The organism is Methylocystis sp. sgz306128, assembly GCF_056032725.1.
The window spans coordinates 1-17421 of sequence record NZ_JBVYWO010000021.1; the positions used below are offsets into that span (position 1 = coordinate 1).

At 53.4% G+C, this 17421-nt stretch carries 6 protein-coding genes; 4 read left to right on the top strand and 2 right to left on the bottom strand.

Annotated elements, in window-relative coordinates:
* Positions 1 to 99: 99 nt before the first annotated feature.
* The gene (locus AC0N03_RS16555) at positions 100 to 7371 is read right to left on the bottom strand and encodes a hypothetical protein (RefSeq protein WP_474290018.1); all 7272 of its coding nucleotides are present in this window, start codon (positions 7369 to 7371) and stop codon (positions 100 to 102) included.
* 887 nt (positions 7372 to 8258) lie between these two features.
* Here AC0N03_RS16555 and AC0N03_RS16560 point away from each other — a divergent pair.
* The 3 genes from AC0N03_RS16560 to AC0N03_RS16570 are packed head-to-tail and all read left to right on the top strand — an operon-like array spanning position 8259 to position 11134.
* The gene (locus AC0N03_RS16560; protein WP_474290019.1) at positions 8259 to 8858 is read left to right on the top strand and encodes a TadE/TadG family type IV pilus assembly protein; all 600 of its coding nucleotides are present in this window, start codon (positions 8259 to 8261) and stop codon (positions 8856 to 8858) included.
* 50 nt (positions 8859 to 8908) lie between these two features.
* Positions 8909 to 9586 carry a TadE/TadG family type IV pilus assembly protein gene (locus AC0N03_RS16565; RefSeq protein WP_474290020.1) on the top strand — a complete coding sequence of 226 codons (678 nt, stop codon included), beginning with the start codon at positions 8909 to 8911 and terminating at the stop codon, positions 9584 to 9586.
* Positions 9587 to 9598: 12 nt separating this feature from the next.
* A complete protein-coding gene (locus AC0N03_RS16570; RefSeq protein WP_474290021.1) occupies positions 9599 to 11134 on the top strand; it encodes a TadE/TadG family type IV pilus assembly protein in 1536 nt (511 codons plus the stop codon).
* A gap of 29 nt (positions 11135 to 11163) precedes the next feature.
* Here AC0N03_RS16570 and AC0N03_RS16575 read toward each other — a convergent pair whose 3' ends face one another.
* Positions 11164 to 12084 carry a pirin family protein gene (locus AC0N03_RS16575; protein WP_474290022.1) on the bottom strand — a complete coding sequence of 307 codons (921 nt, stop codon included), beginning with the start codon at positions 12082 to 12084 and terminating at the stop codon, positions 11164 to 11166.
* A gap of 430 nt (positions 12085 to 12514) precedes the next feature.
* Between AC0N03_RS16575 and AC0N03_RS16580 the strand changes: the two genes are divergently transcribed.
* Positions 12515 to 17421 (top strand): beta strand repeat-containing protein (locus AC0N03_RS16580; RefSeq protein WP_474290023.1); only part of this gene is annotated, 4907 nt, incomplete at its 3' end.

Consider the following 17421-nt stretch of genomic DNA (forward strand, 5'->3'; position numbering starts at 1 on the left):
TAACCCGCAACGTAAGCATGTCAGAAACGGCATGCTGTCACCGGCTGACTTCGAGCAGCAGCAAAAATTGAAACTGCAAGGTGTCTAGAAAACTCGGGGCTATTCAAGGAATAGGTCTAGGGGATCCTGCAACTGTCCTGAAATCATTGAATAGGAAGAGATAGCACCCTTGGAGTCAGCAATGGATTTATGGAGCGCAGCAATCCAGCTTGACGGGCTGGAGCCATCGGCCCCAGCCTTGTAGGAGTTGAAATATGCCACGAAATTCTGAACAATGATCTGCAGAAAATTCGGTGCATCAAATTCACCCTGACCGACCATAAAATCGCCGACAATATCGCCACTGTGATCAGTAACCGGCTGATCGAGCCGGGTCATCGAAAAATCTCTACTGCTGACCCAGATGTGATCACTCGTGTTCAGAACGTAAGAGATGACCTGATTTTCAAACGACGCCGGAAGCTCAGTGTTGTTTTGCAGATCATAATAGAGGGTCGGATCGCCGTCAGCCGCCGTCTCCAGCAGTTGCACGTCATGCGCCAAAACCGTTTCACCTGCATCAGCCAGAGACAATCGCCGCGTAGGCACATCACCTGCGATGTAGTACTTGATTGATGGCGTCATCATTGATCCCAGCGTTAAAGCAAGGGAAAGTCCACCAGTAGACGAGGAAATAGCCGCTATAAGGGCGAGGTTGAGAGCTAGCTCAACACTGTCTGCACCTGCTTCGAGGGCGGTGCGCTTGCCGGAGCGGTAATTATAAACGATATCTATTGCCGGTATCACGCCGGCCAGCACACCCATGCTTCTTACGAACGGCGCAGTTCTGGCTAAAGCAAACTGGAAGTTATCCGCGGCGTTAGCGGCCGTATAAAATACCGTGTAATAGTCATATCGGGCTACATCGTAATATGCCCTGGTGCCCAGCGCTCCTTTTACGATGTTATAAACAACCGAAGACGTACTCTGATCGGCCTGGATTCCGCCGATGGCGCCCGCAATAAACCACGCCATTCCAGCCGGGCCGTTAAGAAGCGATACCCATGCACCGTGGCGGCTTATAGCATCCCAGTAAGTACCGTCAGCTCGCCTTATGGTCGGATAATCCACAGCCTTTCCATAAGACAGCCAGGTGCCGAATTTGAAAATATCCTCATGGCCTCTGAACGCGGTTCTCGCCGCGGTCATATGAGTGCTGTCAAGCCAGTTGAATGTGGGCCAATCAAATTTGACTGAGTCAGAAACCAGACGTGAAAGCCTGGACGTCCAGGTCAACTCTGCAACGTTACCATTATTAAAAGGCACGAAGGGATGATGTCTTCCATAAAGCGGATCGTTAAATACAAGATTCAAAGCAATCTTGTAGCGTTCTAAATTGACTGAGCTCAGCCAAGGCCAGCCAAACCACTTTATTCCGTCGATCAAACCACCTCCTTTCTGGGGCGGTAAGTTTAAATTTTTATAGTTACTTGAGAGTAAATAATAAAACGTACCCTGAATCTGAACAGGCACGCGCAAGGCCTGCACCATAGAAGTGGTCGTTTTAAGAATATCAGTCAGATATAAAGCGGTATTTTTATATTTACCGCTCTTCTTTTTTTCACTGATCGCTACTACCTGGAAATAGCCTGATATCATAGAAAGCGGCAAAACGAGCGCGCGATTGAGGCGGGCGGCAAAAACACCATCGTTCGCCTGACCCATGAAGCCGTTTAATGCCGGTGAGACGCCCTCAGCTGAGGCGTACGTCGACTGTGCTGTTAATTGATCTCTATTTTTCACAAGCCCCATCAGCTTGGTGTAAATGCCCATAGTATCGCGTGTATTTTGGAGAGCAGCCAGATTTTTATAATTTCTTTCATTTTCATACTGCGCCAGTTCATTGGCGAAAGTAATAGTTAGTTCTTTGTATGCTTCATTTACGTCATTCAAACTTAAATCGACAGAACTTTTGCCAGCAAATTTATTAACGCCAGTTAATCCCGAAATCTGAGTGAGTATTTTGCCTACAGCAACAATACTTTTATCAAGAACACTTTGAATATTAGCTTGTACATCTCTTGCACTGAAAGCCACTGAGCGCCACATCCAGATTGTCTGGGCGAAGAAGTTCACACTCACCGGGTTGATGAAGCTTTGCGCGAACACCTTATAAATAAAGTCCCTGATGATGCCTGCCTGACTTACATGCGCAAAGTCGCTTGTGCTGTTGGTCGAGGTAAAATTACTCGTGAAGGGCATGGTGGGCAGCAACGTCGGCTGATTAGAGGGGGCCGGCGAAGGCGCAGCGGATGGCCAAGGAGGCGTCGGGGAATACGACGGTGTTTGTGTGGCGTTTTGACCGCTCAGTTCTCCCGTGGGATTGACGAGATTCAGCTGCGAATCGCTTAACTTGCTTCGATCGCCCGGGTTTATCATCAGACTGCGCTTCGGCGCCGACGATAAATTGGTCAGGTTGAGGTATGCAAACTGCGCCTTGGAAAATATGCTTAGCCGGTTGATGCCTATGGCTGTTATCGTCTCCCAATCCAGAGACGCAATTTGTGAATTCGACAAGGACGAAAGGTCAGCATCCGAAAGCAGGTAGGCCGGCTTTATCGCAAAGCTGCTCCTTTGGGAATCAGTGAGATCCAGCCATTTATCCGGCGTTATATTGAGCAGCAGCGAAGTGGAGATGCCCGAGAAATCCTTGATCTCGCTTAGAGCATCCGCAGAAAATTGCATGAACGTGCTGAGAGGTATGGCGTTGATCTGAGCAATGGTCATATCGCTAAGGGTATGGGTCACATGGCTGTATAGATCGATCAAGCCCGATGAAGACCCGCCAGACTCGTTCCAGGCCCTCTCCATGCCAACCGTGAGATAGCGCCATTCGGCAGTTGAAAGGCTCATCACCGCCAGCCCGGACAGGCTGCCGAGCGCATCTCCCGCCGAGGACAGACCGTTCGCGCTGATATAGGCTTTAGTTGCCGCATAACCGAGCGCGGAGAGCTGATCGGAGCTCATGGCCGTCAACTGGTCCACAGAAAATTTACCCAGAGCAGCGCTGTTCAGCCTGCCAATTACACTGGCGCTCAGGTCAGAGAGGCTGGATTTATCAATAAAGCCAATGGCCTCCGGACTTACATTCAGGATATCGGAACCAAGGCCCGCCGCACAATTGAGCTCAATGTTAAATTTTTGATCTGTAGTTAGTGCAGACCAGGTCGAAGTGCTGATCGCGCCCGCCTCACTCAGAGTCAGTTCTAACATCTGATCCGGCACAAGATGCGTGAACCAATCGGTATTAGTATAGGCGGGCGCCATAGCCGCCACATCAACGCTACTAAAGTCCGATTCCGCCTGTCCCATAGAGCCGATCTTGCCGTCTGACAACGTGCCGTTGAAATAGCTCAGGGGCAACAGCGTCTGCCCGGAATTCAGCGGATGGTTGCTTGCCCAGATCAACTGCTGCACCGAAAAACTCGACGCTATTCCCGACGGCATCCTTGCGCCGTTGAGCACCCCCCCATAGACTGACATCAGGTCATCAAATGCGGCCTCGTCGGTCTTTCGCAAAAGCACCCCGACAATTTTTTCACTAATATTTCTGCGATCGAGAAGGCCGACGCTTGCGCTGACAGCGGTCCACACAGCGCTGGCTGCGCCGTTATCCGCCAGTGCGGACCAGGTGTCGGCAGTCAGCTCTAAAGCCTGCGCTACCGAAACATTGGCAAGCAGCGCCCCATTCAGACTCTTGAACCAGTCCGTGTTGACATACATCGTGCCCATCATTGCGACATCGGCCGCCGTGAACATCGATCGCGGCTGCCCCATGATGCCGACGTAATCGTCAATGACTTTACCGTTAAAATAGCTTTCCGGCACCAGTACCTGCATAGCATTGCCGACACTATGGGCGACAAGCGCAAGCTGATGCGCGGTCAGCAGCGGTACAAAATTTGACTGGAAATTGGTCAGCATAGAAGCACTGGGGCCTGTTGCGACAAAGTCGCTGACCATTGTGTTGAAATCAGAATCGGACAAGTTGCCGGGTGCACCGATCGAGCCCCTGAACTTTTCTTCAAAGGAATGGCGCTCAGCATTTTCTGAACCTTGCGCCCCGCTGGCGGTCCAGATAACCAGCCGCTGCGACCAGGAAAGCATATCCCAGGTGCTCGTTCCGTGGACCGTGATCGCTTCTGCCTGCGCCAGCGTCACCTGTGTCAGCTGGCTAAGCGCCAGATCGGCAAACCAGTTGCTGTTGACATAATAGGGATGGAACCGCGCGACATCCGAACTGGAGAAGGACGACAGCCTCTGCCCCATCTTGCCGACCTTGCCATTTTTCAGAGTGCCGTTGAAATAGCTCAGATTCAGGAGCACAGGCGTATCCGAAGGTGTAACAATCCTGCCACGGCCATCGTTAAAATATTGGTAGGTGTTCCAATTTTCGTCACAGGTTGACATGCGTGCCAACTGCCGGCAGGTCAGCCAGCTTTTAGGTAAATAATTCCATGGTTGCGACCTCCCAACCGCCATTGCCTTCGGCGCGCCAAAGGCGGCAGCCGCCGCAGCAGGATCGTCGGGATTTTCCACATCGGTGGCAAAATCGGTCACCATCGCGTCAAAATCCGCATCGCTCATGCTGTCGATACCGGTCACGGGATCGGTCATGCCGAGATAAAGCGCCGATGTTTGACTCAGACTATCGCCAGCAGCAGCGGCAATAATTAATCTGGGCCCCCAGCCCAGCGCGGAATATGTTGCAGCATTGATCGCATTGGCCTGATCGGCCGTGACATTGACAAGCTCGTTACCATCCAGCTGGGCAAACCAGTTCGTGTTGACATAGGCCGACGGCATGGCTGCAACATCAACATCGGTAAAGGCCGACGCCGCCTGTCCCATGGTGCCATTGAAATAGCTCACAGGCAGCAGGGCCTGATTGGCGTTGGACGAATGATTGGCCAGCCAGACTATCTGCTGGACGGACAGGCTATTCAGTGTTGCGTTGGGCACGGCTGCGCCGCCATTGTGCGCGAAGACGTAATTACTGACAGCGGTGTTGAACGAAGCCTGGTCAGCCGCAGAGACAATCGCACTCAGAAGTCCGGCATCGAAGCCATTACGGATGTCAGCGCTGAGCGACGCCCCGGCGACCTTAGAGATTTGCAGCTGATCAGCATACGACATTGCGTTCCATGTCGACAAGGTTATCGCCGCCGCCTGCGCGGACGTGACCCGGTCAAGCTGAGATGCCGCGAGGTTTTTAAACCAGTCCGTATTGACATAGGCCGCAGACATTGCAGCCACATCTGTATCGCTGAAGGCGGATTCCGCCTGCCCCATCGAACCGATCTTGCCATTGGTCAGACTGCCGTTGAAATAGCTCAGAGGCAGCAAACTCTGCGAGGCATTGTTGCGATTGCTTGACAGCCAGCCAAGATGCGCAATGCTGAGGCTTTGTAGCGTGGCATTGGGCACAGCAACGCCCGGGCTAGCCGAAGCATAATAGCTGACAGCGGTGTTGAAGCTGGCTTGGTCCGCAGCTGAAACCATCACACTGAGGAGAATGCCAGAGCTAAGTGACGCCCCGGCAGCTCCAAGTATTGCCAGCTGATCGGCAGACGACATTGCGTCCCATGTATCCAAAGTTATCGCAGCCGCCTGTGCGGACGTAACCCTGTCAAGCTGAGATGCCGAAAGATTTATAAACCAGTCCGTATTGACATAGGCCGCTTGCATGCCCGCGACATCGGTGTCAAGGAAGGCGGATTCCGCCTGCCCCATCGAACCGATCTTGCCATTGATCAGACTGCCGCTGAAATAGCTGAGAGGCAACAAACTCTGCGAGGCATTATTGGGATTGTTTGCCAGCCAGCCAAGCTGCGCAATGCTGAGGCTTTGCAGCGTGGAGGTTGGCACGGCAGTGCCAGGCAGATCGGCGACATAATAGCTGACAGCGGTGTTGAATGTGGCTTGGTCCGCAGCTGAAACCATCACAGTGAGGAGAATGCCGGATCTAAGTGACGCCCCGGCAGCTCCAAGTATTGCCAGCTGATCGGCATACGACATTGCGTCCCATGTATCCAAAGTTATCGCAGCCGCCTGTGCGGACGTAACCCTGTCAAGCTGAGATGCCGAAAGATTTATAAACCAGTCCGTATTGACATAGGCCGCTTGCATGCCCGCGACATCGGTGTCAAGGAAGGCGGATTCCGCCTGCCCCATCGAACCGATCTTGCCATTGATCAGACTGCCGCTGAAATAGCTGAGAGGCAACAAAGTCTGCGAGGCATTATTGGGATTGTTTGCCAGCCAGCCAAGCTGCGCAATGCTGAGGCTTTGCAGCTTGGAGGTTGGCACGGCAGTGCCAGGCAGACCGGCGACATAATAGCTGACAGCGGTGTTGAAGCTGGCTTGGTCCGCAGCTGAAACCATCACACTGAGGAGAATGCCAGAGCTAAGTGACGCCCCGGCAGCTCCAAGTATTGCCAGCTGATCGGCAGACGACATTGCATTCCATGTCGATGAAGTTATTGCTGCCGCCTGCGCGCTGGTAACCTTGTCAAGCTGAGATGCCGCGAGGTTTTTAAACCAGTCCGTATTGACATAGGCCGCTTGCATGCCCGCGACATCGGTGTCAAGGAAGGCGGATTCCGCCTGCCCCATCGACCCGATCTTGCCATTGGTCAGACTGCCGTTGAAATAGCTCAGAGGCAGCAACGCCTGAGACGTATTGTGTGTGTCGTTCGCGACTAAAAGCAGCTGGCCAATCGTCAGATTGGACAAAAGATTGCTTGGCAGAGCGATGGAAGGGTTCTGAGCCGCATAAACACTCAACATCCGCCCGACATGGGCGGCTGATAGTCCTTGAAGCGCGGAAGTTGATATGTAACATCCGGCTGGCTTTATCGCCACGCCCATGAATGCATCATAACTGCTGTCACTCAGTCCATTGAGTTGCGAGGCTGTGTAGTAACCAAGCTGCGTTTGCGCCAGAATGAAATTGCGGGTCAAGTTGCTGGCGCCGAACGTGGAAATAACACTGTCGAGCTTGGAGGCCGTAATGCTCTGATAATACGACGCCGTCCACCGGGAGCCAAGATGCTGCTCACTCTCTACGTAATTTGTATCAACATTGAGAAAGTCGAGGCACTGCTGGGCATTTCCCTGGGCACCTGGGTCATTAAATAACACACGACTAGTGTCGCCGTTCGCTCCCGCAGGAAAAAGCCACGGCGCTCCGGTATTGTATAGATTCACGAGCTGCCCGAGAACAAAATCGGGATTAAAGTTATATGTTAAACCACCAGCGTCGGTTGAGAACGGCATCCATTCCCCGTAGCCCATAGCAGCAAATGAATTTGTATAATAGCCGCTGATCATGGCGTAACTCCCCTGTTCTTTTATTCTCACTTCGTTTCAACCCAACCGCAGCCTGTCCTAGACAAACTGCGTCAAACACCCGGGCAACCGGGCTCCGGCACAACCAAACGGAGCGTCGAAACAGCGACGTCCGGACTGATACGCCCACGCTTCCCAAATCGCTGGCCAGTCGCCCAGCTCAGCGCGTGTCCAACTCACGACAAAACATTCTGTAATCGCGCAATCCCAGAATGCCGGAAACGTTTCCGGCACATTGATGAAGCGTCAGCTTCGACATTTCACGAGAATGCGTAAGGAGTGCCCGTCGGCCGGATTTGAAACCTGGCCGAAATTAAGAGACAGCCCAACCCCGCGGCCACAAGCCGACGCGATCAACCCATCCGGACATTTGAGTATGAAGATCTGACTCTGCCGATCCCGGCATTTTTTAGTCAAAATAAATTTTGTGATATAAATTCAAGATGCAATGACCATACGTCACAGAACAATAATAAATGAATAATAATTTGCAATACACTATCGCAACGTTAACTATGATTACTTCAAATAAATATTAGATGGACATAACTTATATTTCGAATGAGGTTTTCAATATCTTTGAGTAAGAATCTGAATATTACTGATAGTTGAATTTAAATTTTGAAAAAGGCCCGGTTCATCCGAACCGGCTGATCGTGGGATATTACGTTCAAAGCTCTCCGGGGATCGTCCGATAGACTTCGCTCAATACCTACGCCCACTCATAAAGAGCCGATTTCCAAAGATTCAGATCATCATCTGGACAAAACGCCCCATTTCACCAAGCCGGATGCGCGGCAGCCAGATACATAATTTATTAATCTATATTTCAGATTATACAACTATAGGTTGCATAATCCGTGAGCGCTATGAAAAAGTATCATTTCAAAATCCTGAGAGCCGGCGCGCGTGACGACACCGCATCCGTGGCCGTGGAATTTGGGATGATCATCGCGCCCTTCGCGCTGATCACGATGGGCCTCATTCAATCCTGCTATAATTATTATGTGAGCCAGCTATTTGATAATTACATAAAAAATATCGGAGAGAACATAAGGCTCGGAATCGTTCAGACCGACGGATCAACCACAAACGCAGCCGGCTTCAAAACCAGCTACATCTGCGGACCGCAGAAACCTTCAAGCCTGAACTGCAACAATATCCTCGTGAATGTGCAGAAACTGACCGTTGCGCCAGCGAGTGTGAGCGCCTTGCTGCAGAATGTGTCGGGGACAGGCTATTATACCTTGCCCGCACCGGCGCTCTCGGACACGGCTCAGTTCTGTCCCGGCGCCGCCTCAGATTTTGTGTTCGTTCAGGCTGTATACGGATCAACGAATTTTGCCGGACTGCTCGACACATTCTTCTCGTCGCAGGTGGGAAGCGCCAAAGGATTTCTGGCCGCAACGACGATGCTGTTCCGAAATGAGCCCTTCACCGGGTCCTCATTCGTTCCGTCGGGCTGCTGACCATGTGCCGCAGCTTGATGGCTCTGCTGAACAGATTTGGCATCAATCGCATGGCAAGGCATTTCAATGCCTGTGAGCGCGCGGCCGTGGCTATGGAATTTGCGCTAATCGTGCCGGTCATGTTCACCATGACGATGGCCAGTTTCGAACTTCAGCACGCCATTGACGCCTGCAAGCGACTCAATTCGGTTGTCACATCCATCGCCGATCTCGTCTCCCAGAACCCGGGCGCAACGCTGAGTGCGAATGACGCCAACACCTTCCTCTCCGCCAGCACCCTGATCTTCCCGGCAATGCTGACAGATGCGATGCGCAACAATACGCAGTGGAGCAACCTTCTTGGCATCGATATTCTTTATATAACCTTCACGGCGGCGCCGGCCGGCTGCGTGAACTACAGCACTTGCACCTATACGCCGAAATTATCGTGGTACATCACGTTTGACAGCGCCGGCAGAATAGCGGCGCCCGTTTGCGGACAGGCATTCGCGCCTTCGGCATCGAATCTGGAGACACCGGCCACGAACAAGCTGCCAGCGAATGTCTATGGCCCCAATCCCGTGATCATGGTTCTGGCGGAATATGCCTATCCGACATACCTGCAGATGCGGTTCGTCGGTTCATTCACAATCACGCGCGCAGCCTTCGAAGCACCCCGCTATGTCAGCACGCTGGGGCTCGACAGCACAAATCTTGCGGCTTACGGCAATGCCGCCATTTGTCCATAACAGGAAAACAACATGGCTCTCCCTCTGCCTTCGGCCCGCCGCTCTCTCGCCCGCTTTTTTTCCGACAGGCGCGGAACAGTGGCGATTGTTTTTGCATTGCTGCTCATCCCGATGGCCGGCCTCGCCGGGCTCGGAGTCGATCTTTCGCGGGAGCTTGAACTGAAGACCCGGCTCGACAAGGCGGCGCATATTGCCGCCCTTGCCGCAGTTTCCGCCAGCAAGGATTACCTGACCTCCAATGCCAGCAGCTCGGGCTGGACCGATTATGCGCAAAAGGCCGCCACACAGGCTTTCAACGCCAATGCCGCAGGCCCCGGCATTCAGCCAGAAAGCACGCCCACCATCTCTTTCCCAACGCTTCAACTGAACGGCACGCTTGTTGAAGCCAAGATCACCTATCAGGCACAGCTTGCAACAACACTGGGCAATGTCATCGGCATCAAAACATTGAACTTGACCGGCTCGGCGATGAGTATGACCTCTATAGCACCCTATATTGATTTTCACATTCTGCTCGACACATCGGCATCCATGGATATCGGCGCAACCTCAAGCGATATCACGGCCATGCGGGGGCTGTTCAATTGCGAATTCGCCTGCCACGGAACACAATATTATCCAACCAAGGGCGGCGTTGCCTCAAACTATACCAGCGGAAATTCGACTTATCAGGTTTTGAGGACCTATAACGCGCAAAACCCCGCCACCCCGATCACACTCAGACTCGATGCCGCAACCTCGGGCCTCGCATCCATGATCGATCAGGCCTATGCGGTTGAAAGCGGCTGGAGTGTCACCGATCACATCCGCGTCAGCGTATGGACCTTCGACAATTATTTCAGGAACGCCATCCCGCTGCAGAAAGTCCAGACAACGACGTCCCCAACAACAGCGGACAGCATCAGGTCGGTGACCAGCTACGCCATCAACACAACAGATTCCAGCCAGCCCTATTCCGGAAGCGGCTCCGATATCTACACCGCCCTTTATCAGCTCAATCTTGCGCTCGATAACAGCAAAGGCGGGCTCTATTCACTTCCGCTGTCAAATTCAACGGCAGGTTCTTCCGCGTCAAACCCGATTGTCTATGTTCTCATCGTCACCGATGGCGTCATCGACAATCTGCGCATGACCACCCCGAGCAATCAGAACCTTGACAATTATCCGACCGGCTATTCCGCGCTTGCGAGTAGCCAGTTCATCGACTTCGGCAAGAGCTGGCAGGCGACCGGTACGCTCGACCCGGCCTGGTGCAGCACCCTATTCAAAAACAACAACATCAATGTCGCCGTCATAAACGCGAGCTATTTCGCCAGCTTCTCAATTTACAACACGATCATCGCCAAATATTACGCAAATCTCTGGTCACAATTGCAGAGTTCGTCCGCCTCCCGTGCTGCGGCCCTGCAAAGCTGCGCGACGCCAGTCCAGAACAACAGCCTCTATATCATGCCGTCAGATGGCTCAACCACAGCCTTCACCGCCGCAGCCCAGAGCATCATGGGCCAGATGCTCTCCGTCAAGACGCAACTGGTCAATAATTTCTGAGCCCGGCCGGTGAGTGCGCCTTAAAAAACCTATCCCACGGAAGCGCCGGTTTTGATGAAGGTGCCATTCTGAAGCTCGCGCACAGCCGTGACAAGCTCCTCGCGCGTGTTCATCACGATCGGACCATGCCAGGCTACCGGTTCGCGGATGGGTGCGCCGGAAACAAGCAGAAAACGAACGCCGTTCTCGCCGGCCTGCACCACAACCTCATCACCCGTGCCGAAGACGACGAGCGTGCGATTGCCGCTCATGTCGCGCAAGTGTATTTCCTCGCCGTTCACTTCCTTTTCTACAAGAACCCCGAACGGCTGGGAGGCGTCGCGGAACGTTGCTGAGCCTTCAAAAATATAGGCAAATGCCGAACGGTAGGTATCGACCGGGAACACCTTTCGCCGTCCTGGCGGCACGTAAATATCGAGATATTGCGGCTCAGCGGCGACACCATCGACAGGGCCGGTCTTGCCCCAGAACGAGCCGACAATCACCCGCACCCGCGTACCGTCATCTTCGATGATCTCCGGAATTTCGCTGCCGCGCACATCCTGATACCGCGGCGTCGTCATTTTAAGGTTCGACGGCAGATTGGCCCATAGCTGGAAGCCATGCATGCGGCCCTTTTCATCGCCCTTCGGCATTTCCTGATGCATGATGCCAGATCCGGCCGTCATCCACTGCACGTCGCCCGCGCCAAGCAAGCCGCGGTTGCCGAGGCTGTCGCCGTGCTCCACCGTACCCGCCAGCACATAGGTGATGGTCTCTATGCCGCGATGCGGATGCCAGGGAAATCCCTTGAGATAATCCTGCGGCCTGTCATTGCGAAAATCGTCCATCATCAGGAAAGGATCGGTCAGGCTTGTGTCGCCAAAGCCAAACACGCGCTGCAAATGCACGCCTGCACCTTCAATGTGCGGCGTGGCGGCGGAGATATGCCGAACGGGACGAATAGACATGATGAAAAATCCTCGTTGAGAGTGGTGCGCCGCTGAGCGGACGCTGTATTGGCCTTAATATAAGGACTTGCGCCACCTTCACAACCATTCAACAACGACAACGCGCCCGCGCTCTGCCGGTGGATGTGCATCAGCAAGCCTGATTGAACTATATCTGCATATACGCGCCCAAAAAATTGGGCTTCCGCGAACAAGCGACAAATAAATATTTCTGCTTAATTCATGAATTAAAATATATATAAGTAATATTAAACAATCAAATTAATGTTAATATTGGTATTAATTATATTAACCATATCAGAAACTTGAATTATTTAAGATTTAATTAATATAATGTCAGATATCGCCCGCATGTGACTGCGGCAAACTTCAAGAATTCACGCCAGCGGGGTTGCACAAGCTGTGTTGGCAAATTTGCAAGGATCGAACCATGGCTGGCAATACGATTAAAGCGACCGCGACCACCCCGCCCAACAAGCTGATTTCTTCAAACACCACACTGACAATCGGCAGTGCCGAAAGCCAGCAATGGTGGATCTATGGCCAGTTCGACACGCTCACCGGCGGCTCGGGCAATGATACGCTCATCACCTTCAATTCCGACAATGTGCTCTTTGCCGGCAGCAATGCGCGCGCCAACTACAGCCTTTACGCGTTCGGCACGCGCACGAAGCTGAATGGCGGCGCCGGAAACAATATGCTGTATCTCTACGGCACCAACAGCTCTGCCATTGGCGGATCGGGAACCAACAGATTCATCGCCACGCGCCCCAACGCCAATATCACGGGCGGCAATGGTACCAATATTGTTGATTACAGCTGGGTAAAGAACTACACCTCTGGCAATACCACCTGCATCGGCAACCTCACCGTTGACCTGAGCACAGGCGATGTCACCATTTCAGAAGCGGCAACAGTCAGCACTTCGAGCTACATCTATTCCTACCAGAATAGCATCGTTAAGCAGCATGTCTCGAACATCCAGACCGTTATCGGCGGCTCAGGCAACAACACATTCATCGCCGGCCTCGGCAACGAAACGTTCATCGGCGGCGGCTATACCACGCTCTCGCTGGCCAGTATAACCGACGCGCTGACGTTCAATTACACAAACAGCACATCAGGTTCATTTTCCTACACGCACGACAACGTCAGCTATAGCGGCGCCTACAGCAATATAACAACGCTTTCGGGTGGCAATATCAGCATATGGAACATTGCCGCCAATCAGGCGATCAACATCACCGCCAGCAATGGCACCATTAATCTCGGCACCAATGACACGCTGAACCTGACCGGTTCGGCACTGATTAACGGCTCGAACGACACCATCAATCTCGGCGCGAACACGGCCCTGACCGCCGGATATGGCAATATGACCATCAATGGCGGCGGCAACAGTTCGCTCTCCTTTGCGGGAGTGAACGAAAGCGTTGCGGTCAATCTCACCAGCAACAGCAGCGGTGTTGCCACATATACGCACAATAATGTCTCGTATCAGGACAAGTTCCAGAACATCACCAGCTTCAGCGGCGCGACCATGTTCAATGTCGCATCAAATCTGGCGCTGAGCCTCACGGCAAGCGACGTCAACGTCACGCTGGGCGCCAACGACACACTCACGTATTCCGGCACAAAGGCAAATGTCACGATCAAGGGCGCAAACAGCCAGATCAAACTGTCCGGCACGACCGACCTCACGACGTCCAATGCCCAGGTCAACCTTGCCAACGGCACCAATGCCACGATATCCGGCGCGAACAATTCAATAAATGTCGTCGCCAACCAGTCCGCGAAACTGGCCGTCAATGATGCAAAAATTACTGTGCGCGCCAACAGCACGCTGAACCTGACAGGCCTCAACAACACCCTCAGCGCAACGGGTGCGAACTGGCGCGTCAATCTGTTTGGCACGAGCATTCTCTCCGCGTCGAATATGACCCTGAACGTCGCGGACAATGCCAATGCTACAATCAATGGTAATGATACGATCAATCTCGCCGACGCTATCTCCGCCACGCTCACCGCCAGCGCCAGCACCATCAAACTGGGCGCCAATGACACACTGTCTCTCACCGGAACAAACAATTCCGTCAATCTCACGACCAGCGATATCGTCAATCTCACCGGCACGGCCACGCTCAGCGGCTCAAACGCCACCATCAATCTAGCCGATGGCGCCAATGCCACAATCAATGGCAATGACACCGTCAATCTCGCCGCAAATGCTTCCGCCACGCTCACCGCCAGCGCCAGCACCGTCAATCTGGGCGCCAATGACACACTGTCCCTCACCGGAACAAACAATTCCGTTAATGTCACCACCGGCGATATCGTCAATCTCACCGGCTCGGCCACGATCAGCGGCTCAAACGCCACCATCAATCTCGCCAATGGCGCCAATGACACAATCAATGGCAATGACACGGTAAACCTTGCCGCAAATGCGGCGGCGACACTCGTCGCCAGCGCCAGCACCATCAACATGGGCGCCAATGACACGCTGAACCTCACCGGCGACGATACTGTCAATCTTGGAGACAACGCCTCCCTGACCGCAGGTCTCGGCAATATGACCATCAATGGCGGCGGCAACAGTTCGCTCTCCTTTGCGGGTGTGAGCGAAAGTGTTGCGGTCGACCTCACCAGCAGCAGCAGTGGCGTTGCCACATATACGCATAATGGCGTTTCGTATCAGGACATTTTCCAGAACATCACCAGCCTCAGCGGCGTGACCATGTTCAACGTCGCGTCAAATCTGGCGCTGAGCCTCACCGCCAGCGCCAGCACCATCAATCTGGGCGCCGAAGACACGCTGAATCTCACTGGAACAAACAATTCCGTCAATCTCACCACCGGCGATATCGTCAATCTCACCGGCTCGGCCACGCTCAGCGGCTCAAACGCCACCATCAATCTCGCCAATGGCGCCAATGCCACAATCAATGGCGACGACACGGTCAACCTTGGAACAAACACATCCCTGACCGCCGGATATGGCAATATAACTATAAATGGCGGCAGAAACAGTTCGCTCTCCTTTGCGGGTGTGAACGAAAGTGTTGCGGTCAATTTCACCTCCAGCAGCAGCGGTGTTGCCACATATATGCACAATAATGTCTCGTATCAGGACAATTTCCAGAACATCACCAGCCTCAGCGGCGTGACAATCAATCTCGCTGACAATATCTCCGCTATGCTTCCAGTCAGCGCCAGCGCCATCAACATGGGCGCCGAAGACACGCTGAATCTCACCGGCTCAAATGATATGATTTTCGTCAAAAATGTTGCGAACGGTACAGTCAGCGGCGTCGCCGGCAATGCCAACAACACCCTGGCCTTCGAAGGCGTAAATGCTGACGTGACCGTCAATTACACCAGCAGCAGCAGCGGCATCGCCAGCTACACCTCGAACGACATCACCTATACCAATACGTTTTCCTACATCGACAATCTCATCAGCCGCGGCGGTCAAACCATGCGCGTCTATATTGGCGATAATCAGACGATCACACTGGGGATAAGCAACACCGGCGGAACCGCTTCCATCATCAATCTGGGCACCAATGACACGCTGAACCTCAACGGCTCTGGCAACACCAACGTCAACATCAATGACGCTGGAGATATCGTCAATCTCACCGGCTCGGCCACGATCAGCGGCTCAAACGCCACCATCAATCTCGCCAATGGCGCCAATGACACAATCAATGGCAATGACACGGTAAACCTTTCCGCAAATGCGGCGGCGACACTCGTCGCCAACGCCAGCACCGTCAATCTGGGCACCAATGACACACTGTCCCTCACAGGAACAAACAATTCCGTTAATGTCACCACCGGCGATATCGTCAATCTCACCGGTTCGGCCACGCTCAGCGGCTCAAACGCCACCATCAATCTCGCCAATGGCGCCAATGACACAATCAATGGCAATGACACGGTCAACCTTGCCGCAAATGCGGCGGCGACACTCGTCGCCAGCGCCAGCACCGTCAATCTGGGCACCAATGACACACTGAACCTCACCGGAACAAACAATTCCGTCAATGTCACCACCGGCGATATCGTCAATCTCACCGGCTCGGCCATGCTTAACGGCTCAAACGCCACCATCAATCTCGCCAATGGCGCCAATGCAACAATCAATGGCAATGACACGGTAAACCTTGCCGAAAATGCTTCCGCCACGCTGTCAACCAGTGCCAGCACCGTCAATCTGGGCACCAATGACACACTGTCCCTCACAGGAACAAACAATTCCGTTAATGTCACCACCGGCGATATCGTCAATCTCACCGGCTCGGCCACGCTCAGCGGCTCAAACGCCACCATCAATCTCGCCAATGGCGCCAATGACACAATAAATGGCAATGACACGGTAAACCTTGCCGCAAATGCGGCGGCGACTCTCGTCGCCAGCGCCAGCACCATCAATCTGGGCACCAATGACACACTGTCCCTCACCGGAACAAACAATTCCGTTAATGTCACCACCGGCGATATCGTCAATCTCACCGGCTCGGCCACGATCAGCGGCTCAAACGCCACGATCAATCTCGCCAATGGCGCCAATGCAACAATCAATGGCAATGACACGGTAAACCTTGCCGCAAATGCGGCGGCGACACTCGTCGCCAACGCCAGCACCATCAATCTGGGCGCCAATGACACACTGTCCCTCACCGGAACAAACAATTCCGTTAATGTCACCACCGGCGATATCGTCAATCTCACCGGCTCAGCCACGCTCAGCGGCTCAAACGCCACCATCAATCTCGCCAATGGCGCCAATGCCACAATCAATGGCGACGACACGGTCAACCTTGCCGCAAATGCGGCGGCGACACTCGTCGCCAGCTCCAGCACCGTCAATCTGGGCGCTAATGACACACTGAACCTCACCGGAACAAACAATTCCGTCAATGTCACCACCGGCGATATCGTCAATCTCACCGGTTCGGCCACGCTTAACGGCTCAAACGCCACGATCAATCTCGTCACTGGCGCCAATGACACACTGTCCCTCACAGGAACAAACAATTCCGTTAATGTCACCACCGGCGATATCGTCAATCTCACTGGCTCGGCCACGATCAGCGGCTCAAACGCCACCATCAATCTCGCCAATGGCGCCAATGACACAATCAGTGGCAATGACACGGTAAACCTTGCCGCAAATGCGGCGGCGACACTCGTCGCCAGCGCCAGCACCATCAATCTGGGCGCTAATGACACACTGTCCCTCACAGGAACAAACAATTCCGTTAATGTCACCACCGGCGATATCGTCAATCTCACCGGTTCGGCCACGCTCAGCGGCTCAAACGCCACCAT